Annotated in this window: 2 protein-coding genes; both read left to right on the top strand. The window is 36.8% G+C overall.

The window, feature by feature from the left end; translation table 11 throughout:
* Positions 1 to 241: MarR family winged helix-turn-helix transcriptional regulator (locus tag VXQ92_RS19125; RefSeq protein WP_416682862.1), on the top strand; the 241-nt coding region annotated here is incomplete at its 5' end.
* 412 nt (positions 242 to 653) lie between these two features.
* The coding region (locus VXQ92_RS19120) for an MFS transporter (protein WP_416682861.1) at positions 654 to 1,229 on the top strand (576 nt) is incomplete at its 3' end.

The raw sequence follows: 1,229 nt of genomic DNA, 5'->3' as shown, positions 1-1,229 counted from the left end.
AACAGCAACAAAGGCTGTATATCGATTGGTAGAAGATGGCATTGTGGAAGTCTACTCTTCTACCGCTGATGAACGGATTTCGATGGTGAAATTAACGGCCAAAGGTGTTGAGCTGGTTGAACAGATTAACCAAATTAGTGTGGTTACCTTAGCGGGGATCCTCAATGCTTTTTCAGAAGATGAACTGCATAACCTAAATCATCAGTTAAAAAAATTATTTGATCTCATGCCATCAAGTTAATTATTTCCATCGACACTAAATTAACTTGGCTCTAGAGCAGTTAAAGCTAGTCTTTCTTTAGCTGCTCACTATAAAAAATCTGCCATCAATAATAAAATTTATTAAATTCAAATATTTATAAAAATAAAACCCTTCCAATAGCTCACTTAACATACTTTTTAGGTATCTAAACATACTCAACAAGTAATGGAATTTTACATATAAAAAGAAAATAATAATTCAATAATCTAGTCAGCATTACTATTTCCGTTTGTGTTAAGTCACCTTCTTCAAGGCCCCTTACCAAACCAAATTCAATCATTTCTAGCCGTTTCATAATTCATTTCAAATGGGGACGTATCAAAAATTTTGAGGATGAATAGAAGCTAGAGATCAATTTCTTTAAAGCGTTTTATACATAAGGATTAAGTGTATGAACCAAAGTAATATCGCTGTTGAAAGGACACAAAAGAAAACCAATGCATATGCATGGTATGTGGTCATACTTTGTATGTTGGCCTATATATTTTCATTTATTGACCGTCAAATTCTGGCCTTGATGATTGAACCCATCAAAGCAGACCTTCAACTTTCAGATACTCAATTTAGCTTGTTACATGGCCTTGCCTTTTCACTATTCTACGCTGTGATGGGCTTACCATTAGCCTATATTGCCGACCGTTTTTCCCGACCAAAACTGATTTCAATCGGGATTATTGTCTGGAGCTTAGCAACAGCAACTTGCGGTTTAAGTAAAAACTTTATTCAACTATTCCTAAGCCGTATGGCTGTGGGCGTTGGTGAAGCAGCTTTATCTCCAGCGGCCTATTCAATGTTTAGTGACATGTTTAGCAAAGACAAACTAGGCCGCGCGGTCGGGATCTATTCAATTGGCGCTTTCTTAGGTGGAGGTATCGCCTTTTTAGTTGGCGGTTATGTGATTAACCTGCTTAAAGGCGTGACACTCATTGAAGTTCCTTTATTAGGTGCACTCAAAGCATGGCAAATT

The organism is Acinetobacter sp. 228, from assembly GCF_048147885.1.
The sequence above is the reverse complement of the archived record's forward strand: the minus strand, read 5'-3'. Positions and strand labels throughout refer to the sequence as shown.